Genomic DNA, 26,247 nt, shown 5'->3' with positions numbered 1-26,247 from the left:
GCAGCCGTGCACGACCTGCCCCCCATGGCCCGCTTCGGCGGCCTCCTCGCGACAGACCTCCGGGACGTCACCAGCGATCCCGCCGCCCTCGACTCCGCCGGCTTCTGGGCGGTGTCCGCCGACTTCGAAGGGCGGCTGGTCTGCGCGCGCTTCGGCGACGTGCGCCCCGACCCGGTCCCCGCGCCGGTCCCCGGCGCCTGGCGCGGGCCCGACGCCGACCAGTGGACCTCCTCGCTCGACCGGGCCGCGTACGTCGCCGGCGTGCGCCGCATCCGCGAACACATCGCCGCGGGCGAGGTCTACCAGGCCAACCTCTGCCGGGTGATGTCCGCGCCGCTGCCCCACCCGGACCGCGCCGACGTCGACGCGCTCACGGCGCTCCTCGCCCGCGGCAACCCCGCACCCTTTGCAGGAACGATTCGGCTGGCCGCCCGCGGTGTGGAGATCGCCACCGCCTCCCCGGAGCTCTTCCTGCGCCGGACCGGCCGCCACATCGAGTCCGGCCCCATCAAGGGCACCGGCCGCACCGTCGCCGACCTGCTCCCCAAGGACCACGCCGAGAACGTGATGATCGTGGACCTCGTACGCAACGACCTCGGCCGGGTCTGCGCCACGGGCTCCGTCACCGTCCCCGAGCTGTGCGCCGTCGAGGAGCACCCGGGCCTGGTCCACCTCGTCTCCACCGTCAGCGGAGAGCTGGCCGACGGAGCCGGCTGGCCCGAGCTGCTCGCCGCCGCCTTCCCGCCCGGTTCCGTCACCGGTGCCCCCAAGTCCTCCGCCCTGCGGATCATCGAGGCCCTGGAGACCGCCCCGCGCGGTCCCTACTGCGGAGGCATCGGCTGGGTCGACGCCGACCGGGGCACCGCCGAGCTCGCCGTCGGCATCCGAACCTTCTGGATCGACCGCGAGACCCCCGGCGGCCCCAGCCTCCTCTTCGGCACCGGCGCCGGCATCACCTGGGGCTCGGACCCCGACCGGGAGTGGGCGGAGACCGAGCTGAAGGCCGCCCGCCTGCTGCGGGTGGCGTCGGGCCTCGAAACCACCGCCGGCCGGGGAACCAACGGGACGATCGGAAGGACCGCACCATGAAGATCTGGCTCGACGGAGTACTGAAGGACGTCGGCAGCGCGCACGTGTCCGTCCTCGACCACGGGCTGACCGTGGGAGACGGCGTCTTCGAGACGCTGAAGGCGGAGCGCGGCCGGGCCTTCGCGCTCACCCGCCACCTGGAGCGGCTGACCCGCTCCGCCCGGGGACTCGGCCTGCCCGACCCCGACCTCGACGAGGTGCGCCGGGCCTGCTCCGCCGTACTGGAGGCCAACCCCATGGAGTACGGGAGGCTGCGCGTCACCTACACCGGCGGAGTCGCCCCGCTCGGCTCCGACCGCGGGGACGCCGGCACCACCCTGATCGCCGCCGTCGCGGCGTCCGCCCCCCGCCCGGACACCACCGCCGTCGTCACCGTCCCCTGGGTGCGCAACGAGCGCTCCGCCATCGCCGGCCTGAAGAGCACCTCGTACGCCGAGAACGTCGTCGCGCTCGCCGCCGCGCACCGGGCCGGGGCCTCCGAGGCGCTCCTCGCCAACACCGTCGGCCGGCTCTGCGAGGGCACCGGCTCCAACGTCTTCGTCGTCCTCGACGGGGAACTGCACACCCCGCCCCTGAGCTCCGGCTGCCTGGCGGGCATCACCCGGGCCCTCGTCGTCGACTGGGCCGGCGCCAAGGAGACCGACCTGCCCTTCGAGGTGCTGGAACAGGCCGAGGAGATCTTCCTGACCTCCTCCCTGCGCGACGCCCAGGCGGTCGTCCGGATAGACGACCGCGAGCTGGGCACGGGCCCCGGGCCCGTCACGGCCGAGGTGATGCGGATCTTCGAGGTGAAGGCCGCTTCGGACATCGATCCGTGAACCCTGGTGACGCGGGGCCGCCGGGCAGGTAGAACTCGAAGTGATGACCACCACCCTGCGGCCCGCGCAGCCGCTCCAGCAGAACAGTGACGGAACCCGCTCGCGGACCTACGAGGTGCGGGTCAACAGCCGGCGCGTCGGCGCCCTCGAACTGGCCACCCGCTCCGCCGCCCAGCCCCGGATCGGCGTGATCCGGGACCTGTGGATCGACGAGCAGGACCGCCGGCGCGGGCGCGGCACGGTCGCCGCGCTGGCCGCCGAGGAGGTGCTGCGCTCCTGGCGCTGCACCGGCGTCGCCGTGTCGGTGCCCGCCGAGGCCGGGCCGGCGCTGCGGATGGCCACGGCCCTCGGCTACCGGGAGGCCGGCCGGGTCATGGTCAAGGAGCTGCCGGCCGAACCGCCCGCGCTCCCGGCGGGCAGCTCCGGCCGCCCCATGACCCGGGCCGAGTTCGAGGCCTGGCTGGAGGTGGAGATCGTGGAGTACGCCCCCCGCCTCGTCGCGCCGGGCATGACCGCGGAGCAGGGCGTGGCCGCGTCCCGGGCCGAGCACGCCCGGATGCTGCCGGCCGGGCGGGAGACCCCCGGTACGGCCTTCCACGTGGTGGAGACCCCGCAGGGCGCGATCCTGGGCAGCGTGTGGGTGGGGGAGCGCGAACTGCCCGGCCTCGGCTCCGTCCCGTACGTGTACGACGTCCGGGTCGAGCCCGAGCACCGCGGCCAGGGGCACGGCCGGACCCTCATGCTGCTGGCCGAACACAGCGCACTGGCCGCCGGCGCCCGCCACCTGGGGCTGTACGTGGTCGAGGGCAACACCCCGGCCCGGCGGCTCTACGAGTCGCTCGGGTACCGGGACACCACGGTGAACGCCGTCAAGGAACTGATCTAGGGACTCAGGCGCCGAGCAGTCGGTCGGCGATCTCCTCGATGCGGGCGCGCAGGCCGTCCTGGCTCTTGCCGCCGTCGAGGCGCTCGCCGTCGATCACGTACGTCGGGGTGCCGGTCACGCCGATGGCCTTGCCCTCGGCCTGGTCCGCGTCGACGATCAGGATGTGCCGCCCGTCGATCAGGGCGGTGTCGAACTCCTCGACGTCCAGACCCAGTTCGCGCGCCACGTCCAGCAGCACCGGCTCGCCGCGCTCTGCGAGCTCGGCGGTGCGCGCCAGGACGGCCTCCGCGTAGGGCCAGCCCTGTCCCTGCTCGGCGGCCTCCTCGGCGGCCTGGGCCGCGGCGAAGGAGTGCTTGTGCTTCTCCAGGGGGAAGTGGCGCAGCCGGATGTCCAGCCGGTCGCCGTAGCGGGCCCGCAGGGCGCGTACGTCCTCCAGGGCGCGGTGGCAGTCCGAGCACTGGAGCTCGCACCAGACGTCGAGGATCACGGAATCGGTCATACGGACAGTCTCCCAGCCCCCGCCGGGCCCACCGACCGGGACCCGGGGAGGAGGCGCGACCCGGAGATGTCCCGGAGATCCGTCCGGGGGCGGCTGCGGACCTGGCCCCCGCGGCGACGGGCGGTGCAGGATGGACAGGGACAGATCGCCATGCCGCCGACAGTCCGGAGGACCGCATGCTTGCCGAGACCATTTGCTCTGCGGTGTCCGCTGCGGGCCTGGGCATCGCCGCGCTGACCGCCTACCGCAAGCGCTTCCTGGCCGCCGCGCGGATCACCGCGTACGCGCTGGTGCCCATCGGCCTGGTCCTGACCGGTGTCGTGGAGTGGGTGTCCGGGATGGTTTTCAATCCGTCCGTCTGGGCCGGCTTCGGGCTGCTGGCGCTGGCCTGGCTGATCCTGGCCGCCACCCGGGCCGTCGAGCGCCGCCGCCTCGGCGCGTCCGGGGAGCCCGCCAAGAAGAAGGTCAAGGGGAGCCGGGCCCCGGAGGCCGTGGCCCCGGCCGCCTCCGCGCCGTCCCTCGGCGCCGCCGGGGCCGGTGCGCAGCGCGAGCCCGCGCCGGGCCGCAAGCAGGCCGCCGCTCCCGCCGACGACTTCTCCGACATCGAGGCCATCCTCAAGAAGCACGGCATCTGACCCCGGGGCCCATCCGCAGGACACCCCTGAAAGGGGCCGCAGGGCTCCCGGTCCACGAGATCGGGCGAACTGCCGCGCGGTTGTAGGCGTGTTGAGGGGCGGACGGCGGCCCGCTGCGTCATCATCGCCCCGACATGCTCGAGACATCGCAGAGTGAGCCCTCGGTGCCCGTGCCGGTACCCGCCCCCGTCGTGGAGGAGCCGCGAGGCTGCCTCTTCGCGCTCTCCCAGCCGCCCCTGATGATCTTCCTAGCGGTGATCGGCATCCTTCTGCTGCTCGCCGCCGTGCACGACCTCTTCATGCTCTGAGTGGCCCGCGTCGGCCTCCTTGCGCCGGGCCCGGTATGCCGCCACGTGCAGCCGGTTCCCGCAGGTGCGGCTGTCGCAGTAGCGCCGGGAGCGGTTGCGGGACAGGTCCACGAAGGCGCGCCGGCAGTCCGGGGCCTCGCAGCGGCGCAGTCGTTCGTGCTCGCCGGAGACCACGATGAAGGCCAGGGCCATGCCGCCGTCGGCCGCCAGGTGGTCGTCCACCGACGCGCCCGGCGCGAAGTAGTGGACGTGCCAGTCGTAGCCGTCGTGGTCGGTCAGCTGCGGGGTGGTGCCCGCGGTGTCCACGAGCTCGTTGATCAGTGCAGCGGCCGCCCGGGGGTTCGGTGCCGCGAAGACCTGGGCGAATTTGGCGCGCACGGTCCGGACGCCGGCCAGGTCGCGGGCGCCGAGCTCGCCGACGTCGCTGATCGCGTACTCCTGGACGAAGCCGCGCAGCGAGCCGACGTCCGAGAGCCCGTCGGGCTGGTCCGCCTCGGCCGCGGTGTTCACCAGCGCGACGACGACGTCGAGCGCGCGACGGGTGTCGTGGGGGATCTGCACGGGGTCTCCCTAGGGGCCGGGCCTGCGGCGACGGGAGGCGCCGCCGCTGCCGCCCGACTCTAGCGGGTCCCCCAACGCACACCGGCGCCGTCCTCGCGGGTGGATTCCGCGGGAACAGCGCCGGCACTGCCGTATGTGGTTGTCCGACCCACACCGTCGCCCCGAGTCGGACGGTGTCGAGCGGCTGTAGGCCTGGCTCAGCTTTCGGCCAGGATGTGGGAGAGCTCCTTGTCGAGGTCGAAGTGCCGGTGCTCGGTCCCGGGTGGAACCGCGGCGTCCGTCCGCTTGAGGAACGACTCGAGTGCTCGGGCGGGTGCTTCGAGCAGTGCTTCTCCCTCCGGTGAGCTCAGGGCGATGCAGACGACGCCCTGACCGTGGCTGCGGGACGGCCAGACGCGGACGTCGCCGGTACCGGTGGGCCGGTGGAGACCCTCTGCGAGGAGGTCGCGGGCGAATACCCATTCGACCGTCTCCTCGGCGCCGGTGTGGAAGGTGGCGTGCACGGCGTAGGGGTCGGCCGTGTCATACCGCAGGCCCGCGGGAACAGGCAGTGAGGACTCGCTCGACACAACGAGGCGCAGGTGCAGCTCGCAGCTGACCGTGGTGTTCATAAGCGCCAGGGCCTTTCGCTCAGTGTGCGCTCGGGGATTCGCACGTCGGCGAAATCGACATGCCACCTACGGTGCCGTTGTAAACCCCTCTGACCGTTTTGCGGACCTCTGGGTCCCTCGGACGGCGGATCCAAACGACCATTCACGTGTGCTTCCGGCTCCGGTAGATTCGACCCCATGAATACGGGGAGTGACCGCGGAACCAACGAGTCCGCCGCCGAGGAATCCGCCGCGCGCGCCACGGAAGCCGCCGAGGGCACCGAAGCCGCCGAGGGGGCGCAAGCGCCGGACCAGGCGCCGCACGTGTCGAAGGCGCCCGCCTTCATCAAGGCCAGCAAGGGCCTGCACCTCAGCTGGCAGGTCGGCGTCTTCGTCGTCGGCCTCGCCGTGATCGCCGCCGGTGTGGCCATGCTCGTCCTGCCCGGCCCCGGCTGGGTCGCGATCTTCGCGGGCCTGGCGATCTGGGCGACCGAGTTCGCCTGGGCCCACCTCGTGCTGCGCTGGACCAAGCGCAAGGTCACCGAAGCGGCGCAGAAGGCGCTCGACCCGAAGGTCCGCCGCCGCAACATCATCCTGACCAGCGTGGGCCTCGTCATCGCGGGCGCTCTGATCGGCTTCTACCTGTGGAAGTACGGGCTCGTCCTGCCCTGGAACCTCAAGGACCAGTGATGGTCATGGAGCACCGCTGACATGCGGTAATGTTTGCGGTGCGTCCGGGCGATTAGCTCAGTGGGAGAGCACTTCGTTCACACCGAAGGGGTCACTGGTTCGAACCCAGTATCGCCCACCCGGACCAGAGGCCCGGAGACTTTCACAGTCTCCGGGCCTCTGGCGTTAGCGCAGCCGCCCGATCGCGTCCCGCAGCCGACGGGCGTCGCGCAGCCGCTTCTCGTACGTCGCCCCCACCGCCAGCAGCAGCAGGCCCGCCAGGGCCGGCGGCACCCAGCGCGGCAGCGCCCCCGCGACCTGCACCACGTACGGTGCCAGCTCGTGCACCGCCACCACCGCCAGCACCGCGCCGCCCAGCAGCAGCGGGGCCTGCAGCCGGCGCTGGGCGCCGATCAGGGTCAGGGCCAGCGCGGCCAGCCCCAGCAGCAGCGGGCGCACCCAGCTCCGGTCGTCCAGGGCCACCAGCAGGCTCGGCAGCAGGGTCGCCGCCAGCCCCGGGCCGTACGCCGTCCAGGACGAGGCCTGCGGGTCCCTGTGGCGCCGCAGGAAGCCCACCACGAGGGCCGCAGCCGTCACCGGCAGCGTGTAGGCCTCCGGCATCGTGACCCCGGCGTCGGCCAGCCGCACCCAGCTGGCCGCCGCGAACAGCGCCCCCGCCGCCCAGCCCACCGCGCGCCGCTCCGGGCGCACCGCGGCCCCCGCACAGACCACCCCGGCCAGCGCCAGGACCAGTGCCAGCGTCCCGGCCCGACCTGCCGACAGGGCCACCGCAAGGGCCCCCGCCCCGGCCGCCGCGATCTCCACGGGCACCCGTACGGCGCCCAGCCGCGGCCCCGAAGCCACCGCCAGCGCCGGGACCGCGAGCACCGGCAGCGCCCACCAGACCACCGCCAGGTCCGTCACCGCGGCCGCCGCCACCAGCAGCGCCGTGGCGTACCCGACGGCGCACACCGCCGCCGCGGCGCGGACCCGGCGCGGAGCGGGCCCGTAGGCCGCTCCCGCCGCGCAGGCCGCGCCCAGCAGCCCCCACACCGCGAAGCTCGCCACCCGGCCGTCCAGCGCGCCCACGGACACGTTCGCGGCGCCGGTCAGCGCGCACACGGCCGCCGCGATCGCGGCGCCGCGTGCGGGGGAGCGCAGGGCGAACACCCCGGCCGCGCCCGTGACCGCCAGCTGGGCGGCGAACACCGCCGCCGCCGGGAACCCGAGCAGCACCGGAGCCGTGAACAGCCCGGCCCAGGCCAGGACCACCGCCACCACCGCGGGCTCCGGCCGCGCCAGCACCCGGGACAGCCACCAGGCCGCCCCCGCCGCCGTCAGCAGGATCACCACGCCCGCCGCACCCGGCGCGTACGGAGCCGGGGCCGGAGTGGTCGCCGCCCACACCTCCTCCAGCACCCGCAGCCGGGCCAGCAGCGCCGGAACCACCGCGGCACCGGCCGACAGCGCCACCAGGGCGGTGACCGCAACCCCCGCCCGCGCCAGGCCGCGCCGGACCGCCGCCGGGAGCGCGGAGACGCGTACCGCCGCCAGCAGCGGCAGCGCCACCAGCAGGTGCACCAGCGCCACCCACGCGCCGTCCCGGACGGAATCCGTCAGGGCCGGCCGGACCAGCCCGCCCAGCGCCACCACCGCGGCCAGACCGGCCACCAGCGCGGCGCCCCAGGCGCGCGGCTCCCGCCAGGCCGCCGCCGTGCCCAGGGCCGCGCCCGCCAGCAGCAGCGCCGCCGGAGCCAGCGCCTGCGCCACCGAGCCCGCCGACCACGACTCGGCCACCCCGATCAGCAGCGCCGCCGCCGTCAGCACGGCCGCCGGGGCCGCCGCCGCCCGGACCCGCAGGGCGAGCGCCGCGTCCAGCACCGCCGTCGCCAGCAGCGCCCAGCCGAGCTCCAGGGGGCCCGCCTGCGCGGCCAGCGCTGCCAGCGGCAGCGGGAACTGCGCCGCCAGCACCGCCGCCGGCAGCGGGAGCCGCAGCTTCCGCAGGGCCGAGCCGTAACCGGCCCACACCGCCGCCAGCACCGCGGCCGCACCCGCCGCGTACCCGGTGCCGTCGGCGTCCGGCATGCCGACCGCGTACAGCGCGTACGCGTCCAGCACCGTCAGCAGCAGCCCCACCGCGGCGACCGACTCCGCCGTCGACCGCAGCCCCCGGCGCAGCAGCGGCACGGGCGCGGCCAGCGCCGCCGCCGTCACCGCGGCCAGGACCGCCGAGCGCCCGGCGATCCCCATGGACCCCCAGCTGACCAGCGTGAACGCCAGCGCGGCCACGGCCAGGAGCACGGCGCCCAGGGTGAGCAGCACGTTCTGCGCGCTCGGGGCCGAGGTCTCCTTCGGCGGCCCGGCGGGCACGGCGGCCCCCCAGCCGGCAGGGGCGGGGGCGGGTCCGGGCTGCTGGAGGATGCGCAGCAGCCAGTCCCGGCGGGTCAGCAAATGGAGCCGCCGGGCATCGAGTTGCACCAGCTCACGGTCGATGAGCGCCAGCTCTTCGGCCGGCGGCAGAGGGTTGTTCATACCAGGAGTGTGGCGCCGGTCACGCCGTCAGGACATGGGCGTACGTACTCAGATCCGCTCTGAGTACGCAGCGGGAGGGAAGCGGTTTGAACCAGCCCCGGGGCTTCTGTATTGTTCAGTGCGTTCCCGGGCGATTAGCTCAGCGGGAGAGCACTTCGTTCACACCGAAGGGGTCACTGGTTCGATCCCAGTATCGCCCACCGGGACAGGCCGGTCCGTCGCAAGACGGACCGGCCTTCCGTATGTACGGGGCCGTGCGCCCTAGGCCGCCGTCGACAGGTCCGGCCGCAGCGGCCAGTGCGGATCGACCGGCTCCGGCGTCCCCTGCCGCGCGAACCACGCCTGCAGGCCCCGCGCCTGCGCCGCGTGCCAGACCGCCTGCAGCGTGTGCAGCTCCGCCGGCGACAGCCGCTCCAGCCGGGCCGCGAACCGGCGCCCCACCGCCCGTACGAGCTCCAGCGAGGCCATCGCGTCCGCCGCCGCGTCGTGCGCGCCCTCCAGCTCGATCCCGTAGTGCGCACACAGGTCCGTCAGCGTCCGCCGCCCCTTGCGGTACCGGTCCAGGTGCTTGTCCAGCACCCGCGGATCCAGCACCGTCAGCGGCCGGTTGTCCAGGTACCGGGCCAGCGACGAGGCCCGGTGCCGGCGCAACTCCCGGTCCAGCAGCGTCAGATCGAACGGCGCGTTCATCACCACCACCGGCCGGCCGGCCACCTGCTGCTCCCCGAGCGCACGGGCTATCTCTTCCACCACGGGCGCCGGCCAGCGCCCGTGACGCTGCAGGTGCTCGTCGGTCAGCCCGTGCACTTCCGTCGCCCCCGGGGGCACCGGAACGCCGGGATTGACCAGCCAGCGCGTGGTGCGGACCCGGCCCCCCGCACACTCCTGCACGATGAGCGCGGCGGACACGATCCGGTCCTGCTCGACGTCCACCCCGGTGGTCTCCGTGTCGAATGCGGCCAGCGGGCCCTCGTACCAGCGTGTCATGGCGAACTCCTCGTCCCCGGTCGGCAGATGGGGCGCACCTGGATCACGCCACCTTCGCCCGCATCGGTGATACCCGGGCTGTTTGCCCCGTACGCCGTTTGCGGGGACCCGGGTGCGGAGACAACATCCATGGGGGGCCGTACACATGACCGGTCGTCACCCCACCCACCACCGACGGCAGAGCCCGGAAGGCATGGGGAGCCGGCCATGGCGCTCGCGCAGCCCGAACCGGGCGGGGTGCTGGCGGGGCAGATCGATCCGCGGACCGGAACACCGGACGACGCGCGGACCGGACCGCTGCGCGGCACACTCGCCACCACCGCCTGCATGGAGACCCTTCAGGTGGGATACCTGCACGCCGTCGCCGCCGCGGCCGGCTGCTCGCTCTCCCAGCCCTTTCCGGACAACGGCATCGACTGGCACGTCAGCCACGGCGCCCCCGAGCACGTTGTCGACGACGAGGTCACCATCAAGGTGCAGTTGAAGGCGACCTACCAGATACCGCCGCGGCCGGCCGGGCCCACCTTCGCCTTCACCCTCGACAACGAGCACCTGGTGAAACTGGCCCGCACCCCGGTCGCCGTCCACAAGATCCTCGTCGTGATGCTCGTCCCGCGGGAGCGCGACCAGTGGCTCGCCGCCGGGCACGACCGCCTCGACCTGCGGCACTGCTGCTACTGGACCAATCTCGCCGGACACCCGGTGACCGGCCGCCGCCGGACCACCGTACGGATCCCGACGACGCGGATCTTCGACGACCGGGCGCTGTGCGAGATCATGACCCGGGTCGGGTCGGGAGGGACACCCTGATGCACTGGCACTCGCCGAACCTGGAACCGCTGCCGTCCCCGGACCACGGCGGATTCACGGACTCAGCACACCCCGCCGCCCCCGACCCCGCGCACGTCGATCCGGCCGTGCTCGGCGCGCTGCTGCACCGCCACGGCTGGCTGCGCCGGGGCGGGGCCGCCGGCCGGTACGGGCGCTGGACCCCGCCCGCCACGCACCCGACGGCCCGCGCCGCCACCAGCCTGCTCGTCCCCGAGAGCCGCACCTTCCCCGACTGCGCCGACCTGCTCGAAGAGGCGATCACCGCCCTCTCGCGCAGCGGCCTGCCCTCCGCGCGGGAGGTGCTCTACGGGCTGAGCGTGCCCAGCGACGAGATCCACTGGGACCGGGAGATACCGCAGGGGGCGTACGGGCTCCAGGGCGAGGCCGCGTGGACGGTGCAGGAACAGCTGCGCTCGGCCGCCCGGCAGCTCCTCCTCGCCGGGGCCCTGGCCGAACGGGCCCGTGCCGGGTACTACGGGGCCCGGCACCGGGCCAAGGCCGAACGGGCCCTGGACGGGGTCCTGGTGGGACCGCACCCGGGCGGCCGGCGCCTGACCGCGTACGTACCGGTGGACGGCGGCCGGGGCACCGTGACGCGGCTCCACCACGCCCTGCACGCGGCCCGCGAAGCCGTGGACTACCAGCGGGCCACCGGCGGCATGGAGGCCTTCGACGCCGCTGTGCGGGCCGGGGTCAGCCGGGAGCTCGCCGAGGCACTGATCGCACTGGTCCGGGGCACCGAGGGGGCCCGGATCGCGCTCGCCTGGGCGCCGGCGGCAGGGGTCCCGGCGGGCTGTGCGGCCCGGCCCGAGCCGGTGGAGTTCTCGCCGGGCGACCTGCCGGTGCTGAGGGAGGCGGCGGCGCGGTACACCCGGGACGAACCGGCCGTGCAGGTCCGCATCGCGGGGGCGGTGGTCCGGATGCGGCGCTCGGCCCCGGGGGGCGGGGGCACGGTCCGGCTGCGGGTCCTCGCCGGGGCGGAGGTCCCGTACGTACGCGCCGCGCTGGACGAGGAGGCGTATCGGGTGGCGGGGCACGCGCACCTGGTGGGCCTGCCGATCCGCGTGGGCGGGCGGCTGCAGCGGCGGGGCGGCTTCCGTCGCCTGACGGATGCGACGGATGTGACGCCGGTGCCGCTGGACGAGGTCGAGCGGGACCGGCTGATGAAGGCGCTGGACGAGCCCTTCGACCCCGCGGATGTCCTGCCGACGGACGACTAGGGTGCGGCGCCGCTGCCGGGGGCTCTGCCCCCGGACCCTCCCCCAGACTCCGTCCGGGGGGGACCCCCAGCGCCTCAATCACCGGCGGGGCTGGAACGGAAGGCGGCCATCGTCAAGCCCGGGGCGGGGGAGAAGTCGGGGCCTCGGGTGAAGCCGAGGTGCGTGTAGAGGGAGACCGCGGGGGTGTTGGCGGCGCCCGTGGTGACCGTGACGGGGCGGCCCGGGAAGAGGTCGGCCAGGGCGTGGCGGAGCAGGAGGGAGGCGATGCCCCGGCGGAACCAGGCCGGGGCCACGCAGAGACGGTCGATGGAGATGCCGCCGTCGGCCTCCTCCTCCCAGGCGAGGAAACCGGCGAGCTCCCCGGCGTCGGAGACGGCGCCGAACCAGTTCAGCTCCTGCGCCCGCATCTGCGCGAGACTCTCGCCCAGCGCCGGGATGCCGTCGAAGCCGATCAGCTCCGCCTCCACCGCGTACGCGGCCCGCCCGATCCGGTGCACGGCCTGCGCAGTGGCGTCGTCGGTCAGGTCCAGTAGGCGTATCCGTGGGCTCGACATGCCGCTCAGGCTCGCACAAACCAGCCCCGCCCACGTTCGAGGCGCGGGGTTCGGGGGTGGAGCCCGGGGCGTCCCCGTCCGGGCCGCGCGGTAACCGTTTAGCGGCGCGGCCACTCCGCTCGGTACGATTCAGGCGCGCAGTGTTCGCTCGCGCACCCCCAGAGTTCAGGAGAGACCGGTGTCAGACGTCCGTGTGATCATCCAACGCGATTCCGAGCGGGACGAGCGCGTGGTGGCCACGGGCACTACGGCGGCGGAGCTCTTCGCCGGCGAGCGCACCATCGTCGCCGCGCGTGTCGCCGGCGAGCTCAAGGACCTCGCGTACGAGGTGAAGGACGGCGAGACCGTCGAGCCGGTGGAGATCTCCTCCGAGGACGGCCTCAACATCCTGCGCCACTCGACCGCGCACGTCATGGCGCAGGCCGTGCAGGAGCTCTTCCCCGAGGCCAAGCTCGGCATCGGCCCGCCGGTCCAGAACGGCTTCTACTACGACTTCGACGTGGCCCGGCCCTTCACCCCGGAGGACCTGAAGGCCATCGAGAAGAAGATGCAGGAGATCCAGAAGCGCGGCCAGAAGTTCTCCCGCCGCGTCGTCACCGACGAGGCGGCCCGCGAGGAGCTCGCCGACGAGCCGTACAAGCTGGAGCTCATCGGCATCAAGGGCTCCGCGTCCACCGACGACGGCGCGAACGTCGAGGTGGGCGGCGGCGAGCTGACCATCTACGACAACCTGGACGCGAAGACCGGCGACCTGTGCTGGAAGGACCTCTGCCGAGGCCCCCACCTGCCCACCACCCGCAACATCCCGGCCTTCAAGCTCATGCGCAACGCCGCCGCCTACTGGCGCGGCAGCGAGAAGAACCCGATGCTCCAGCGCATCTACGGCACCGCGTGGCCGTCGAAGGAGGAGCTGAAGGCCCACCTCGACTTCCTCGCCGAGGCCGAGAAGCGCGACCACCGCAAGCTCGGCAACGAGCTCGACCTCTTCTCCATCCCGGACGAGATCGGCTCCGGCCTCGCCGTCTTCCACCCGCGCGGCGGCATCATCCGCCGGACCATGGAGGACTACTCGCGCAAGCGGCACGAGGAGGAGGGCTACGAGTTCGTCTACTCCCCGCACGCCACCAAGGGCGCCCTCTTCGAGAAGAGCGGCCACCTGGACTGGTACGCGGAGGGCATGTACCCCCCCATGCAGCTCGACGGTGGTACCGACTACTACCTCAAGCCCATGAACTGCCCGATGCACAACCTGATCTTCGACGCGCGCGGCCGCTCCTACCGCGAACTGCCGCTGCGCCTGTTCGAGTTCGGCACCGTGTACCGGTACGAGAAGTCGGGCGTGGTGCACGGCCTGACCCGCGCCCGCGGCTTCACCCAGGACGACGCGCACATCTACTGCACCCGCGAGCAGATGGCCGACGAGCTCGACCGCACGCTCACCTTCGTGCTGAACCTGCTCCGCGACTACGGTCTGACCGACTTCTACCTGGAGCTCTCCACCAAGGACCCGGAGAAGTTCGTCGGCTCGGACGAGGTCTGGGAGGAGGCCACCGCGGTCCTCCAGCAGGTCGCCGAGAAGCAGGGCCTGCCGCTGACCCCCGACCCGGGCGGTGCGGCCTTCTACGGCCCGAAGATCTCCGTGCAGGCGCGCGACGCGATCGGCCGCACCTGGCAGATGTCGACCGTGCAGCTGGACTTCAACCTGCCCGAGCGGTTCAACCTGGAGTACACCGCCCCGGACGGTTCCCGCCAGCGCCCGGTCATGATCCACCGCGCGCTGTTCGGGTCGATCGAGCGGTTCTTCGCCGTGCTGCTGGAGCACTACGCGGGCGCCATGCCGCCGTGGCTGGCCCCGGTCCAGGCCGTCGGCATCCCGATCGGCGACGGGCACGTCGAGTACCTGCAGGAGTTCGCCGCCGAGGCGAAGAAGAAGGGTCTGCGGGTCGAGGTGGACGCCTCCTCCGACCGCATGCAGAAGAAGATCCGCAACCACCAGAAGCTCAAGGTCCCCTTCATGATCATCGTCGGTGACGAGGACATGGCGGCGGGCACGGTCTCCTTCCGCTACCGCGACGGTTCGCAGGAGAACGGCATCGCCAAGGACGAGGCGCTGGCCAAGCTGGCCAAGGTCGTCGCGGACCGCGTCCAGGTCTGATCCGCACCCGCGGCATCCGTACCCGCAGTACCGAGGAAGGCCCCCGGAGTGATCACTTTCCGGGGGCCTTCCTCGTACGCGAAGCCAAGGTCATATGCTTGCCGCCATGACGATTGAGCCGGAGCAGCAGATCGGTGTGGGCACGCAGGACGCGTTCCAGCGTCTGTGGACGCCCCACCGGATGGCCTACATCCAGGGGGAGAACAAGCCGAGCGGTCCGGAGGCCGGCGACGGCTGTCCCTTCTGCGGGATTCCGGAGATGTCGGACCAGGACGGCCTGGTCGTGGCACGCGGCAAGCACGTCTACGCGGTGCTGAACCTCTACCCGTACAACGGCGGCCACCTGATGGTCGTCCCGTACCGGCACGTCGCCGACTACACCGAGCTCGACGCCCTCGAGACGGCCGAGCTCGCGGACCTCACCAAGCGGGCGATGGTCGCGCTGCGCAAGGCCTCGGGTGCGCACGGTTTCAACATCGGCATGAACCAGGGCGCCGCCGCCGGAGCCGGCATCGCCGCGCACCTGCACCAGCACATCGTGCCCCGCTGGGGCGGGGACACGAACTTCATGCCGGTCGTCGGCCACACCAAGGTGCTGCCGCAGCTGCTCGCGGACACCCGTCAGATGCTCGCGGACGCCTGGCCGGTCGGCTGATCAGCCGGCCGACCTGCCCGCACGGCTCTCGCGCCACGCCTCCAGTACGGCCTCGACGTCGAATTCGGTCAAACCCAGGGGCGGTCCCGGCGGAGGCCGGAGCAGGGCGGCGCGGATCTTCTCGTTGACCACCGCGAGGATGTCCCGCACCTGCCGCTCGGAGCGGGCCGCGAGTGCGGCCTCCCGGGCGTCCTCCGCCTCCTTGCGCAGCGCGAGCGCCGGAGGCAGGACGGCGAACCCCTCGCGGTGCAACTTGCCCCTGATCCACCACAGCTCGTCGTACGGCGCGTCGAGCGAGGCCAGCGGCTTGCCGTAGCCGGGCAGGTTCTCGAATTCGCCCCGCTCGGCGGCCTGCCGGATCTGCCGGTCCACGAAGGACTCGAAGCTGACGCCAGGCGGTTTGCGCTCGGTCACGGCCGCTCCTCCGGATCGTGGGGGTGCCCTGCCCCTGCCCGTGTTCCCAGCCTACCTACGCGTCGTAGACGTCGGCCTTGCGCGGCGAAGGCTCCTGGATGAGCCCGCTCATGATCGAGGAGCGGTTGGTGAAGCGGTCGGTGTCGACGCCGTTCTCCTCCAGCACCTTGAACGTCGCGGCGTGGATCGCCCGCAGGACCGGGGCCACCGTGCGCAGGGCGTCGTCGGCCATGAACCGGTGGCGCCACATCGAGCTCGCCCAGACGTGCCGCAGGCCGAAGGGCTCGGGCAGGACGAGCTTGCCGCCGAAGAAGTCCAGGATCGGCGGGTACCAGGTCAGCGGGGCCCGCACGGCCAGGCGTACCACCTCCTGGACGTCCACCAGTGGCAGCGGGCGTTCCACGGTCTCCCAGAAGCGGATGCTCTTGGGCACCTCCACCACCGGGGCCGCGGACTTGGTGGTGAAGAGGCCGTGTACGGGGCCCAGGGCGTGTGCGGTGACGTCCACGCGCAGGGTCTTGTAGAGCACGGTGACCGTGACCAGCATGTTGATCACCAGCTGGCCGTCCCACAGCGGGTACTGGATGCCGAGGTAGTGCCGGTTCCCGGCGCTGAACTGCTGCTCGTTGCAGATCCGGGTGATCTCGTGCGGCTTGATGAGGAAGGCGTCGACGTTCTCGCCGGTGGGGCGGGCCACCTCGGCGGCGCCCTCGCCGACCGGGGTGACGATCCAGTGCTGGATCGCGGCCGTCGGGAAGCCGCCGGTGTGCAGGGGGCCCCGCTCCAGCTTGCGGAGCTGGGTGTCGATCGCGCGTATGACGTCCCAGCTGCGGAAGGGGTGGATCTCCATCCCCTCGCTCTTGGGGGCGAGCTCCTCGGCCATCTGCCAGCTTCCCCAGCGGGTGCCCATGCCGAGGATCCCCTTGGGGCCCGCGTAGAAGACCTGGTTGCTGCGGTCCTCCGCGGTGAGCTTGGCGAGCTGGTGGCGCAGGTCCTCGCGCGCCTTCTCGTCGGGGTTGCCCGGAACGGCCTCGGGGATCTTGGCGCCGACCCCGCCGCCGGACAGCAGCCCGTCCCAGCGGGCGCGCAGGTCCTTGGCTGTGGCCTCGCAGGTGCGGCGGGCGAGCAGCCAGCCCAGGGCCGGGGCGATGATCATGCCGCGGGCGTAGAGCCCGAGGAAGCCGGTGAGCGGCAGCCGGAACATCAGGACGGCGGCCACGACGCCCACGCCGACCAGGACCGCGGTCCCGATCCAGGAGCTGCGCTTGCCCTCCTTGGAGGACAGGGACTTGCGGAGCTGGAAGAGGCCCAGCCACAGCAGCAGACCGGGCAGGAACAGCACACCGCAGACCAGCATGATCAGCCGGAGCCTTCGGTCGCGCTCCTTGCGGATGCGGGAGGCGGCGAGGCAGTGCTCCACCACCGTCTGCGGATCGGCGCCGAAGGACTGGATCAGCGGCTTGCGGCCCGCGCCGAGGGTGCGGGCCTCGACGGCCCGGCAGAAGGCCTCGCCCAGGCTGGGCTCGAAGAGGGAGATCTTCGGGGCCTTGACCGTGGCCGGGTGGAGCTCGTTGTTGGCGGTGAGTATCTTCTCCAGCTTGCTGTCCTTGCCGCCGTCGCGGTACGCGGCCGAGGCGAGGGCGTTGGTCGCCGCCGTCTGCCCACCACCACCCTGGAGAGGAATCTGCGCTCCGGGCCTGAAGTCGAATCCGTCGTCCGCCACCGCTGCCCCCATCGCTGTGCGTTCGTGCTCTTTTGGTGCGCCGATGAGCCTATCGGCGGATCTCGCCCCATGGTCATGGGACAGGGAAATGCCGCCCACCGCAAGCTGGTTGGGTGGGCGGCCCTTCCCGACGCTATGTCAACTAGGTTCCCTTCTCCGTCTGTTCGCGCACCTTGTCCGCGATCTGAGGTGGCATGGGCTCGTGCCGGGCATAGGCCCGGGCGAACCGCCCCGTGCCGTGCGAGACGGAGCGCAGCTCCACGGCGTAGCGGCCGATCTCGATCTCGGGGATCTCGGCGCGGACCCGGGTCCGCCCGGGTCCGGCCTGGTCGGTGCCGACGACGCGGCCGCGGCGGCCGGCCAGATCGCTCATGACCGGGCCCACGTACTCGTCGGGGACGAGGACGGCGAGCTCGGCGACCGGTTCGAGCAGGTCGATGCGGGCCTCGGCGGCGGCCTCGCGCAGCGCGAGGGCGCCGGCCGTCTGGAAGGCGGCGTCGGAGGAGTCCACCGAGTGGGCCTTGCCGTCGAGGAGGGTGATGCGCACGTCGACCAGCGGGTAGCCGGCCGCGACCCCGCGGGCGGCCTGGCCGCGCACGCCCTTCTCCACGGACGGGATGAACTGGCGGGGCACGGCGCCGCCGACGACCTTGTCGACGAACTCGATGCCGCTGCCGGGCGGGAGCGGCTCCACCTCGATCTCGCAGATGGCGAACTGGCCGTGGCCGCCGGACTGCTTGACGTGCCGGCCGCGGCCGGCGGCCTTGGCGGCGAAGGTCTCGCGCAGGCTCACCTTGTGCGGTACGGGATCCACCTGGACGCCGTAGCGGGTGCGCAGCCGTTCCAGGGCGACGTCCTGGTGCGCCTCGCCGAGGCACCACAGGACGACCTGGTGGGTGTGCGGGTTCTGCTCCAGCCGCATGGTGGGGTCCTCGGCGACGAGCCGGGCCAGGCCCTGGGAGAGCTTGTCCTCGTCGGCCTTGCTGTGGGCCTCGATGGCGAGGGGGAGCAGCGGGTCGGGCATGGTCCAGGGCGCCATGAGGAGCGGGTCGTCCTTGGCGGAGAGGGTGTCGCCGGTCTCCGCGCGGGTGAGTTTGGCCACGCAGGCCAGGTCCCCGGCGATGCACCGGGTGAGGGCGCGCTGCTGTTTGCCGAAGGGGCCGGTGAGGGTGCCGATCCGCTCGTCGACGTCGTGGTCCTCGTGGCCCCGGTCGGCGAGCCCGTGCCCGCTGACGTGGACGGTCTCCTCGGCCTTCAGGGTGCCGGAGAAGACGCGGACGAGGGAGACGCGGCCGACGTAGGGGTCGGAGGAGGTCTTGACGACCTCGGCGACGAGGGGGCCGGCGGGATCGCAGGTGACGTCGGGGCGGGCGGAGCCGTCGGGGCGGGTGACGGTGACGGCGGCGCGTTCCAGGGGGGTGGGGAAGCCGCCGGTGACCAGTTCGAGGAGTTCCACCGTGCCGAGCCCCTGGCGGGCGCCGTCGGTGGCGGGCGCGGCCATCAGGACGGGGTGGAAGGTGCCGCGGGCGACGGCCCGCTCCAGGTCGTCCACGAGGGTCTTGACGTCGATGTCCTCGCCGCCGAGGTAGCGGTCCATGAGGCTCTCGTCCTCGCTCTCGGCGATGATCCCCTCGATGAGGCGGGAGCGGGCGTCGGCGATGAGCGCGAGCTCGGCGGGGTCCGGGTCGCGCTCCACGCGCTCGCCGGAGGAGTACTCGTAGACGCGCTGCGAGAGCAGGCCGAGCAGGCCGGTGACGGGGGCGTGGCCGTCGGGGCCGGCCGGGCCGTGCAGGGGGAGGTAGAGGGGGATGACCGCGTCGGGGTCCTCGCCGCCGAAGATCTCGCCGCAGACGGTGGTCATCTGCGCGTAGTCGGAGCGGGCGGCCTCCAGGTGGGTCACGACGATGGCGCGGGGCATGCCGACGGCCTCGCACTCGTCCCAGACCATGCGGGTGGCGCCGTCGACGCCGTCCGAGGCCGAGACGACGAAAAGGGCCGCGTCCGCAGCGCGCAGACCGGCCCTGAGTTCCCCGACGAAGTCGGCGTATCCGGGGGTGTCCAAGATATTGATCTTGATCCCGCCCCATTCGACGGGGACGAGGGACAGCTGGACGGAGCGCTGCCGGCGGTGCTCGATCTCGTCGTAGTCGGAGACGGTGGCGCCGTCCTCGACGCGGCCGGCCCGGTTGACCGCTCCGGCGGTCAGGGCGAGGGCTTCGACCAGTGTGGTCTTGCCGGATCCGCTGTGGCCGACCAGCACGACATTCCGGATGGAGGAGGGGCGGTCGGCCGTCAGTGCCCTGCCGGCGGCTCCGGCTTGGTGTGATGTGGCTCCCATGGTGCTCGTGCCTCCCGGTGGTGACGGTGAGGAGGGTGGGTTCCTTGATCGATTCCTTGCGCGGGTTCCTCGGATGAGGAACACGGGGTTCTTCGAGCTTTGCACTGGTGTCACACCGCGTCCATACGTCGTACCGGGCGCGTACCCGGGGCGCACCGGAGGCGGTCCGTGACGTGAAGTACGTCTTACGTGGCACGAACCGGTGGGTGCGCGGCGTTCGGGCGGCGGGGTGCTGGCTACGATGGGCCAGCCGGTGGCCGTGGTGGCCGTGCGGCCCAGCGACCCTCCGGGAAGGCCATGCTGAACAAGTACGCGCGTGCATTCTTCACGCGTGTTCTCACGCCATTCGCCGCTTTTCTGCTCCGGCGGGGGGTGAGCCCGGACGCGGTCACCCTGATCGGCACGGCCGGAGTGGTGGCGGGAGCGCTGTTCTTCTTCCCCCGGGGCGAGTTCTTCTGGGGCACGATCACCATCACCCTCTTCGTCTTCTCCGACCTGGTGGACGGGAACATGGCCCGCCAGGCCGGCATCTCCAGCCGCTGGGGAGCCTTCCTCGACTCCACCCTCGACCGGGTGGCGGACGCGGCGATCTTCGGCGGTCTCGCGCTCTGGTACGCGGGATCCGGGAACGACAACGCCCTCTGCGCGGTGGCGATCTTCTGCCTGGCCAGCGGCCAGGTCGTCTCGTACACCAAGGCCCGCGGCGAGTCGATCGGGCTGCCGGTGGCCGTCAACGGGCTCATCGAGCGGGCCGAACGCCTGGTGATCTCGCTGGTCGCGGCCGGCCTGTCCGGGCTGCAGACCTTCGGCGTGCCGTCCTGGATCGGCGTGCTGCTGCCGATCGCGCTGTGGATCGTGGCCGTGGGCTCGCTCGTCACGCTGATCCAGCGGGTGGTCACCGTGCGCCGCGAGTCGGCCGAGGCCGACGCCGAGGCTGCCGCCGCCGACGGCGGTGCGGCCTGATGGGCAGCGCGCAGGACAAGCTGGTCAGCGGGCTGTATGGGCTCGGCTGGGCCGGGGTCAAGAAGCTGCCCGAACCGGCCGCGGTGGCCCTGGGCCGGCGGATCGCGGACTTCGTGTGGAAGCGGCGCGGCAAGAGCGTGCTGCGGCTGGAGTCGAATCTGGCCCGGGTGGTGCCCGACGCCGGTCCCGAGCGGCTGCGCGAGCTGTCGCAGGCGGGCATGCGCTCGTACATGCGGTACTGGATGGAGTCCTTCCGGCTGCCCACGATGGACCCGCAGCGCTTCAGCACCGACGTCGAGTTCACGGACGAGCACCTGCTGCGCGAGGCCCTCGACTCCGGGCGCGGAGTCGTCGTGGCCCTGCCGCACCTGGCCAACTGGGACCTCGCCGGGGCCTGGGCCATCGGCCACATGAAGGCGCCGTTCACCACGGTCGCCGAGCGGCTCAAGCCCGAGAGCCTCTACGACCGGTTCGTGGCCTACCGGGAGAGCCTGGGCATGGAGGTCCTGCCGCACAGCGGCGGCACCGCCTTCGGCATCCTCGCCCGACGGCTGCGCTCCGGCGGCCTGGTCTGCCTGGTCGCGGACCGGGACCTGTCGGCCTCCGGGGTCGAGGTGGACTTCTTCGGCTCCACGGCGCGCATGCCGGCCGGGCCGGCGCTGCTGGCCCAGCAGACCGGCGCGGTGCTGCTCCCGGCCACCCTGCACTACGGGGACACGCCGAAGATGTACGGCCGCATCCACCCCGAGGTGGAGGTGCCGAAGACCGGCACGCGGATCGAGAAGACCGCCGTCATGACGCAGGCGGTGGCGGACGCCTTCGCCTGGGGGATCGCCGAGCACCCGGAGGACTGGCACATGCTGCAGCGACTGTGGCTGGACGACCTGGAGGAGCGCGCGTAGTGAAGATCGGCATCGTGTGCCCCTACTCGTGGGACGTGCCGGGTGGCGTCCAGTTCCACATCCGGGATCTGGCCGAGCACCTGATCCGTCTCGGCCACGAGGTGTCGGTCCTGGCCCCGGCGGACGACGAGACCCCGCTGCCGCCCTACGTGGTCTCGGCGGGACGGGCGGTGCCGGTGCCCTACAACGGCTCGGTGGCCCGCCTCAACTTCGGGTTCCTCTCCGCCGCGCGGGTACGGCGCTGGCTGCACGACGGCACCTTCGACGTGATCCACATCCACGAGCCCGCCTCGCCCTCGCTGGGGCTGCTGTCCTGCTGGGCGGCGCAGGGCCCGATCGTGGCCACCTTCCACACCTCGAACCCGCGCTCGCGCGCCATGATCGCGGCCTACCCGATCCTCCAGCCGGCCCTGGAGAAGATCAGCGCGCGGATCGCGGTCAGCGAGTACGCGCGGCGCACGCTGGTGGAGCACCTCGGCGGCGACGCGGTCGTCATCCCCAACGGCGTCGACGTGGACTTCTTCGCCAAGGCCGACCCGAACCCCGACTGGTCCGGCCAGACCCTGGGCTTCATCGGCCGGATCGACGAGCCGCGCAAGGGCCTGCCGGTGCTGATGGAGGCCTTCCCGAAGATCGTGGAGGCCTGCCCGGACGTACGGCTGCTGGTCGCCGGCCGCGGCGACGAGGAGGAGGCGGTGGCCTCGCTGCCCGCGGAACTCCGCCGGCGGGTCGAGTTCCTCGGCATGGTCTCGGACGAGGACAAGGCACGGCTGCTGCGCAGCGTGGACGTGTACGTCGCCCCGAACACCGGCGGCGAGAGCTTCGGCATCATCCTGGTCGAGGCCCTGTCGGCGGGCGCCGCGGTCCTGGCGTCGGACCTGGACGCCTTCGCGCAGGTCCTGGACCAGGGCGGGGCGGGAGACCTCTTCGCCAACGAGAACGCCGACGCCCTGGCGACGGCGGCGATCACCCTCCTGCGCGACCCGGCCCGCCGGGCGAAGCTCAGCGCCAGCGGCTCGGCGCACGTCCGCCGCTTCGACTGGTCCACGGTCGGGGCGGACATCCTGGCGGTCTACGAGACGGTCACGGACGGCGCGGCGGCCGTGGCCGAGGACGACCGCAGCACGGGCCTCCGCACCCGCCTGGGCTTCTCCCGCGACACCACGGCCTGACCGGCCTGACCGGCCTGACCTGCCCGGCCGGGCCCCACCGGGGGCGCTACCGCCCGGCGGAGACGACCCGGTCCGGCCGGCCGCCGGGGGTGACGGTCACCTCGTGGACCGCGCCCTCCCGGGTGGTCATGCGGATCCGGTCGGGGGCGGTCCACACGGTCTCGCGCAGTGCGTGGGCGTCGGACCTGCCGCCGAAGGAGCCGACGCTCCAGCGGCGTTCCAGGGGCCGGTTCCCCTGCACGACGTAGACGTGCCAGACGGGGTCGAGGTCGCGGTCCCTCTCCACGACCAGTCGGCGGGCCCCGCGGCCGGGAGCCGGCTCGGTCTTCTCCTGCGCGATCGAAGCGCCGAACGTCGCGGAGACGAAGCTTGCGAGAAGCATCATCGGGACGCCGACGACGAGCAGCGCGGTGACCAGGGGCAGGCGCAGTGGGGACCTCGCGAGCCCCAGCAGGGTCGCCCCGGTCAGCGCGGCCACGGCGAGCCACCCCAGCGGGACGATGTGCGCCTGGAGCTCGGTCAGCAGGACGAGACCGCCCTCGTCGCCCGCCTCGATTCCGGCCACCACCGCGGCGGCGCAGACGGTCCCCACGGTCAGCAGCAGAAAGGCCGCCGGTCTGCGGTAACGCGTGTCGTTCACGATCCCCCGAATGATGTGGATCATGCAGCCTAAGGGAGAGGTGCGGACAGGGGCGAGGGCCGATGGAGGCCGGGGCCTCGCGGAGCGGTAGGGTCGCGCAGCGTGATCGAAACCCTTGTCTGGATCGCCCTGGCTCTCGGAGTCGTCGGGGTCTACCTCAGCTGGACCGCCGGCCGGCTCGACCGGCTGCACTCGCGGATGGACGCCGCGCGTGCCGCGCTCGACGCGCAGCTCGTGCGGCGGGCCTCGGTGGTGCTGGAGGTGGCCACCTCCGGGGTGCTGGATCCCGCCTCCTCACTGGTGCTCTACGAGGCCGCGCACGCCGCCCGGCAGGCTGATGAGGAGAACCGAGAGGTCGCCGAGAGCGAGCTCAGCCAGGCGCTCCGGGCGGTCTTCGCCGACGCCGACCAGGTGGAGGTGCTCAAGGCGGCCCCCGGCGGGGTGCAGGCCACGGAGGAGCTGGCGGCGGCGGTCCGCCGGGTGCCCATGGCCCGCCGGTTCCACAACGACGCCGTACGTGCCGCCCGCGCGCTGCGCCGCCATCGCAAGGTCCGCTGGTTCAGACTGGCCGGGCACGCCCCGTTCCCGCTGGCCTTCGAAATGGACGACGAGCCACCGGTGGATCTTGCCGATCGGCCCACCTAGGGCCGTGAGGGACAAATGAAGGAGCCACAGGCTCCACATTGGCCCTTGTAGTGGACTGACCCGTGGGGTTTCCTCGGGCAGGTAGTACCCGTCTTCCTTTCGAGTTCCCTTCGAGTGAGGTCAATCCGTGAGCACGCTTCCCACCTCCCCCCAGTCCGCCGAGTCGGCGATCGGCACCTCGCGCGTCAAGCGCGGCATGGCCGAGCAGCTGAAGGGCGGCGTGATCATGGACGTGGTCAACGCCGAGCAGGCGAAGATCGCCGAGGACGCGGGCGCCGTCGCCGTCATGGCCCTGGAGCGGGTCCCGGCCGACATCCGCAAGGACGGCGGGGTCGCCCGCATGTCCGACCCCAACATGATCGAAGAGATCATCGAGGCCGTCTCCATCCCGGTCATGGCCAAGTCCCGCATCGGCCACTTCGTCGAGGCCCAGGTCCTGCAGTCCCTCGGCGTCGACTACATCGACGAGTCCGAGGTCCTGACCCCGGCCGACGAGGTCAACCACTCCGACAAGTGGGCGTTCACCACCCCCTTCGTCTGCGGTGCCACCAACCTGGGCGAGGCCCTGCGCCGCATCGCCGAGGGCGCGGCCATGATCCGCTCGAAGGGCGAGGCCGGCACCGGCAACGTCGTCGAGGCCGTCCGCCACCTGCGCCAGATCAAGAACGAGATCGCCCGCCTGCGCGGCTACGACAACAACGAGCTGTTCGCCGCCGCCAAGGAGCTGCGCGCGCCGTACGAGCTCGTCAAGGAAGTTGCCGAGCTCGGCAAGCTCCCGGTCGTGCTGTTCTCCGCCGGTGGCGTCGCCACCCCCGCCGACGCCGCGCTGATGCGCCAGCTCGGTGCCGAGGGCGTCTTCGTCGGCTCCGGCATCTTCAAGTCGGGCGACCCGGCCAAGCGCGCCGCCGCCATCGTGAAGGCCACCACCTTCTACGACGACCCGAAGATCATCGCGGACGCCTCCCGCAACCTGGGCGAGGCCATGGTCGGCATCAACTGCGACACGCTGCCCGAGGCCGAGCGCTACGCCAACCGCGGCTGGTAATACCGACATGACCAACACCCCCGTCATCGGTGTCCTGGCCCTCCAGGGCGACGTACGGGAGCACCTGATCGCCCTGGCCGCGGCGGACGCCGTGGCCAGGCCGGTCCGGCGTCCCGAGGAGCTCGCCGAGGTCGACGCCCTGGTGATCCCCGGCGGCGAGTCCACGACCATGTCGAAGCTCGCCGTGCTGTTCGGCATGCTGGAGCCGCTGCGCGAGCGCGTGGCCGCCGGCATGCCCGTGTACGGCACCTGCGCCGGCATGATCATGCTCGCCGACAAGCTCCTGGACGGCCGTGAGGACCAGGAGACCCTGGGCGGCATCGACATGATCGTCCGCCGCAACGCCTTCGGCCGCCAGAACGAGTCCTTCGAGGCGAAGATCGACTTCGCGGGCATAGCGGACGGTCCCGTCGAGGGCGTCTTCATCCGCGCCCCGTGGGTCGAGTCCGTCGGCGCCGCCGCCGAGGTGCTCGCCACGTACGACGGCCACACCGTCGCCGTGCGCCAGGGCAACGTCCTCGCGACCTCGTTCCACCCCGAGCTGACCGGAGACGATCGGGTTCACGCCTACTTCGTCGACATGGTGCGCGCGGGGCTGTAATCAGGTCCCGGTAGGATCGGAGACGAACACTGTTGGTGACGCGAAGGAGACAGGCAGATGTCCGGCCACTCTAAATGGGCTACGACGAAGCACAAGAAGGCCGTGGTTGACGCCAAGCGCGGCAAGCTCTTCGCGAAGCTGATCAAGAACATCGAGGTCGCGGCCCGCATGGGCGGCGCGGACATCGACGGCAACCCGACGCTCTTCGACGCCATCCAGAAGGCCAAGAAGAGCTCGGTCCCGAACAAGAACATCGACTCCGCGGTCAAGCGCGGCGGCGGCCTCGAGGCCGGCGGCGCCGACTACGAGACGATCATGTACGAGGGCTACGGTCCGAACGGTGTCGCGGTGCTCATCGAGTGCCTCACCGACAACCGCAACCGCGCCGCCTCCGACGTCCGCGTCGCCATGACCCGCAACGGCGGCTCGATGGCCGACCCGGGCTCGGTCTCGTACCTGTTCAACCGCAAGGGCGTCGTCCTGCTGCCCAAGGGCGAGCTCTCCGAGGACGACGTCCTGGAGACGGTGCTCGAGGCCGGTGCCGAAGAGGTCAACGACCTCGGCGAGAGCTTCGAGATCATCAGCGAGGCCACCGACATGGTCGCCGTCCGCACCGCTCTCCAGGAGGCGGGCATCGACTACGACTCGGCCGACTCCAACTTCCTGCCGACCATGCAGGTCGAGCTGGACGAAGAGGGCGCGCGCAAGATCTTCAAGCTGATCGACGCGCTGGAGGACAGCGACGACGTGCAGAACGTCTTCGCCAACTTCGACGTCTCGGACGAGGTCATGGAGAAGGTCGACGCCTGACCGGC

Annotated in this window: 27 protein-coding genes and 2 tRNA genes; 19 read left to right on the top strand and 10 right to left on the bottom strand. The window is 72.4% G+C overall.

The annotated features are described in order from the left end of the window. Positions 1-6 precede the first annotated feature (6 nt). Genes OG472_RS11685 through OG472_RS11675 form a run of 3 tightly spaced genes read left to right on the top strand, consistent with a single transcriptional unit; the run spans position 7 to position 2,793 of the window. Entirely contained in the window at positions 7-1,089 is a 1,083-nt protein-coding gene (locus tag OG472_RS11685; protein WP_401609301.1) for a chorismate-binding protein, read from the top strand. Beyond that, positions 1,086-1,907 carry an aminotransferase class IV gene (locus OG472_RS11680; protein WP_405829344.1) on the top strand — a complete coding sequence of 274 codons (822 nt, stop codon included), beginning with the start codon at positions 1,086-1,088 and terminating at the stop codon, positions 1,905-1,907. The genes OG472_RS11685 and OG472_RS11680 overlap by 4 nt, the downstream gene beginning before the upstream one ends. 43 nt (positions 1,908-1,950) lie before the next feature. Continuing rightward, complete coding sequence (locus tag OG472_RS11675; protein ID WP_401609304.1) at positions 1,951-2,793, top strand: GNAT family N-acetyltransferase; 843 nt, start codon at positions 1,951-1,953, stop codon at positions 2,791-2,793. Positions 2,794-2,797: 4 nt separating this feature from the next. Here OG472_RS11675 and OG472_RS11670 read toward each other — a convergent pair whose 3' ends face one another. After that, complete coding sequence (locus OG472_RS11670; RefSeq protein WP_401609306.1) at positions 2,798-3,292, bottom strand: DsbA family protein; 495 nt, start codon at positions 3,290-3,292, stop codon at positions 2,798-2,800. A gap of 176 nt (positions 3,293-3,468) precedes the next feature. Here OG472_RS11670 and OG472_RS11665 point away from each other — a divergent pair, with 176 nt between their 5' ends. Together OG472_RS11665 and OG472_RS11660 are read left to right on the top strand one after the other, a co-directional pair. After that, positions 3,469-3,927 carry a hypothetical protein gene (locus tag OG472_RS11665; protein WP_401609309.1) on the top strand — a complete coding sequence of 153 codons (459 nt, stop codon included), beginning with the start codon at positions 3,469-3,471 and terminating at the stop codon, positions 3,925-3,927. 134 nt (positions 3,928-4,061) lie between these two features. Further along, positions 4,062-4,235 carry a hypothetical protein gene (locus OG472_RS11660; RefSeq protein WP_327412940.1) on the top strand — a complete coding sequence of 58 codons (174 nt, stop codon included), beginning with the start codon at positions 4,062-4,064 and terminating at the stop codon, positions 4,233-4,235. On the opposite strand, the gene OG472_RS11655 is transcribed toward OG472_RS11660, so the two are convergent. Then, positions 4,176-4,796 (bottom strand): CGNR zinc finger domain-containing protein, encoded by a 621-nt coding sequence (locus OG472_RS11655; RefSeq protein ID WP_401609311.1) that lies wholly within the window; start codon positions 4,794-4,796, stop codon positions 4,176-4,178. The two genes, OG472_RS11660 and OG472_RS11655, sit on opposite strands and share 60 nt — an antisense overlap. Positions 4,797-4,993: 197 nt before the next feature. Then, positions 4,994-5,407 (bottom strand): SsgA family sporulation/cell division regulator, encoded by a 414-nt coding sequence (locus tag OG472_RS11650; protein ID WP_030011909.1) that lies wholly within the window; start codon positions 5,405-5,407, stop codon positions 4,994-4,996. A gap of 177 nt (positions 5,408-5,584) precedes the next feature. Between OG472_RS11650 and OG472_RS11645 the strand changes: the two genes are divergently transcribed. Both OG472_RS11645 and OG472_RS11640 read left to right on the top strand, forming a co-directional pair. After that, positions 5,585-6,076, top strand: a complete 492-nt coding sequence (locus tag OG472_RS11645) for a TIGR02611 family protein (protein WP_405829339.1) — start codon at positions 5,585-5,587, stop codon at positions 6,074-6,076. 46 nt (positions 6,077-6,122) lie between these two features. Beyond that, positions 6,123-6,194 (top strand) — tRNA-Val (locus OG472_RS11640). Positions 6,195-6,241: 47 nt separating this feature from the next. Here the strand turns inward: OG472_RS11640 and OG472_RS11635 are convergent. Further along, on the bottom strand, positions 6,242-8,587 hold the full coding sequence (locus tag OG472_RS11635) for an SCO7613 C-terminal domain-containing membrane protein (RefSeq protein WP_405941385.1): 2,346 nt from the start codon (positions 8,585-8,587) through the stop codon (positions 6,242-6,244). 128 nt (positions 8,588-8,715) lie between these two features. Here OG472_RS11635 and OG472_RS11630 point away from each other — a divergent pair. Then, positions 8,716-8,787: transfer RNA gene (locus tag OG472_RS11630), tRNA-Val, on the top strand. Positions 8,788-8,848: 61 nt separating this feature from the next. Here OG472_RS11630 and OG472_RS11625 read toward each other — a convergent pair. After that, positions 8,849-9,574, bottom strand: coding sequence for a 3'-5' exonuclease (locus OG472_RS11625; protein WP_327412935.1), 726 nt, complete (start codon positions 9,572-9,574; stop codon positions 8,849-8,851). A gap of 207 nt (positions 9,575-9,781) precedes the next feature. On the opposite strand from OG472_RS11625, the gene OG472_RS11620 reads away from it, so the two are divergent. Next, positions 9,782-10,384 carry a DUF4365 domain-containing protein gene (locus OG472_RS11620; protein ID WP_319733980.1) on the top strand — a complete coding sequence of 201 codons (603 nt, stop codon included), beginning with the start codon at positions 9,782-9,784 and terminating at the stop codon, positions 10,382-10,384. Further along, positions 10,384-11,625, top strand: coding sequence for a hypothetical protein (locus OG472_RS11615; RefSeq protein WP_401609317.1), 1,242 nt, complete (start codon positions 10,384-10,386; stop codon positions 11,623-11,625). Before OG472_RS11620 ends, OG472_RS11615 begins: the two co-directional genes overlap by 1 nt. A 74-nt stretch (positions 11,626-11,699) precedes the next feature. Here OG472_RS11615 and OG472_RS11610 read toward each other — a convergent pair whose 3' ends face one another. Next, on the bottom strand, positions 11,700-12,179 hold the full coding sequence (locus OG472_RS11610; RefSeq protein ID WP_401609319.1) for a GNAT family N-acetyltransferase: 480 nt from the start codon (positions 12,177-12,179) through the stop codon (positions 11,700-11,702). 178 nt (positions 12,180-12,357) lie between these two features. Here OG472_RS11610 and thrS point away from each other — a divergent pair, with 178 nt between their 5' ends. Together thrS and OG472_RS11600 are read left to right on the top strand one after the other, a co-directional pair. Further along, positions 12,358-14,334: a threonine--tRNA ligase gene (thrS, locus tag OG472_RS11605; protein WP_405829335.1), complete on the top strand. Its 1,977-nt coding sequence runs from the start codon at positions 12,358-12,360 to the stop codon at positions 14,332-14,334. Between the two features lie 94 nt (positions 14,335-14,428). Further along, positions 14,429-14,989 (top strand): HIT family protein, encoded by a 561-nt coding sequence (locus OG472_RS11600; protein WP_401609323.1) that lies wholly within the window; start codon positions 14,429-14,431, stop codon positions 14,987-14,989. On the opposite strand, the gene OG472_RS11595 is transcribed toward OG472_RS11600, so the two are convergent. From OG472_RS11595 to OG472_RS11585, 3 genes are all read right to left on the bottom strand, one after another. Further along, a complete protein-coding gene (locus OG472_RS11595) occupies positions 14,990-15,403 on the bottom strand; it encodes a DUF1992 domain-containing protein (RefSeq protein WP_405829333.1) in 414 nt (137 codons plus the stop codon). 55 nt (positions 15,404-15,458) lie between these two features. Continuing rightward, positions 15,459-17,126 (bottom strand): hypothetical protein, encoded by a 1,668-nt coding sequence (locus tag OG472_RS11590; RefSeq protein ID WP_405941384.1) that lies wholly within the window; start codon positions 17,124-17,126, stop codon positions 15,459-15,461. A gap of 142 nt (positions 17,127-17,268) precedes the next feature. Beyond that, on the bottom strand, positions 17,269-19,464 hold the full coding sequence (locus OG472_RS11585; protein ID WP_405829330.1) for an elongation factor G-like protein EF-G2: 2,196 nt from the start codon (positions 19,462-19,464) through the stop codon (positions 17,269-17,271). A 297-nt stretch (positions 19,465-19,761) separates the two neighbouring features. Between OG472_RS11585 and pgsA the strand changes: the two genes are divergently transcribed. The 3 genes from pgsA to OG472_RS11570 are packed head-to-tail and all read left to right on the top strand — an operon-like array spanning position 19,762 to position 22,501. Continuing rightward, positions 19,762-20,427, top strand: coding sequence for a phosphatidylinositol phosphate synthase (gene pgsA, locus OG472_RS11580; RefSeq protein WP_401609331.1), 666 nt, complete (start codon positions 19,762-19,764; stop codon positions 20,425-20,427). Then, positions 20,427-21,329, top strand: coding sequence for a phosphatidylinositol mannoside acyltransferase (locus OG472_RS11575; protein WP_405829328.1), 903 nt, complete (start codon positions 20,427-20,429; stop codon positions 21,327-21,329). The genes pgsA and OG472_RS11575 overlap by 1 nt, the downstream gene beginning before the upstream one ends. After that, positions 21,329-22,501, top strand: coding sequence for a glycosyltransferase family 4 protein (locus OG472_RS11570; RefSeq protein ID WP_383572852.1), 1,173 nt, complete (start codon positions 21,329-21,331; stop codon positions 22,499-22,501). The genes OG472_RS11575 and OG472_RS11570 overlap by 1 nt, the downstream gene beginning before the upstream one ends. A 46-nt stretch (positions 22,502-22,547) precedes the next feature. On the opposite strand, the gene OG472_RS11565 is transcribed toward OG472_RS11570, so the two are convergent. Then, a complete protein-coding gene (locus OG472_RS11565; RefSeq protein ID WP_405941383.1) occupies positions 22,548-23,141 on the bottom strand; it encodes a hypothetical protein in 594 nt (197 codons plus the stop codon). A gap of 102 nt (positions 23,142-23,243) precedes the next feature. On the opposite strand from OG472_RS11565, the gene OG472_RS11560 reads away from it, so the two are divergent. The 4 genes from OG472_RS11560 (at position 23,244) to OG472_RS11545 (ending at position 26,242) form a co-directional block, all read left to right on the top strand. Beyond that, positions 23,244-23,786 (top strand): hypothetical protein, encoded by a 543-nt coding sequence (locus OG472_RS11560; RefSeq protein WP_401609336.1) that lies wholly within the window; start codon positions 23,244-23,246, stop codon positions 23,784-23,786. 127 nt (positions 23,787-23,913) lie between these two features. After that, entirely contained in the window at positions 23,914-24,831 is a 918-nt protein-coding gene (pdxS, locus tag OG472_RS11555) for a pyridoxal 5'-phosphate synthase lyase subunit PdxS (protein ID WP_030706266.1), read from the top strand. Between the two features lie 7 nt (positions 24,832-24,838). After that, positions 24,839-25,432 (top strand): pyridoxal 5'-phosphate synthase glutaminase subunit PdxT, encoded by a 594-nt coding sequence (pdxT, locus tag OG472_RS11550; RefSeq protein WP_401609338.1) that lies wholly within the window; start codon positions 24,839-24,841, stop codon positions 25,430-25,432. A gap of 57 nt (positions 25,433-25,489) precedes the next feature. Next, complete coding sequence (locus OG472_RS11545) at positions 25,490-26,242, top strand: YebC/PmpR family DNA-binding transcriptional regulator (RefSeq protein ID WP_008740481.1); 753 nt, start codon at positions 25,490-25,492, stop codon at positions 26,240-26,242. Positions 26,243-26,247: the final 5 nt, after the last annotated feature.

The sequence above is a fragment of the Streptomyces sp. NBC_00207 genome (assembly GCF_045160965.1).
Classification (GTDB): domain Bacteria; phylum Actinomycetota; class Actinomycetes; order Streptomycetales; family Streptomycetaceae; genus Streptomyces.
This window is presented reverse-complemented; position numbering and strand designations above follow the sequence as displayed.